Raw genomic sequence first — 224 nt, 5'->3', positions numbered from 1 at the left:
AGTATGTGCCCGGCTTCGAGAATGCCCATGTGGCGGCGACAGGCGAGCAGATCGGCATCCGCGAGACACGGCGGATCGAGGGCGATTATACGCTGGTGCAGGACGACTTCCTGTCGATGCGCGGCTTCGACGACGATATCGCTCGCAACAGCTACTTCATCGACATCCATATGGCGACGAGCAAGGACGAGATGGCGATCCGCCATCTGCCGTCCGGCCGCTCG

General features: G+C 62.1%; 1 protein-coding gene. It reads left to right on the top strand.

What is annotated here, in order from left to right; all coding sequences use genetic code 11:
• The coding region (locus tag PA598K_RS35425; RefSeq protein WP_128661326.1) for an FAD-dependent oxidoreductase at window positions 1–224 on the top strand (224 nt) is incomplete at both ends.

It is taken from the genome of Paenibacillus sp. 598K, assembly GCF_003851045.1.
GTDB lineage: Bacteria > Bacillota > Bacilli > Paenibacillales > Paenibacillaceae > Paenibacillus_D.
Note: the sequence above shows the minus strand (reverse complement) of the source record. Positions and strands in the feature narration are given on the sequence as shown.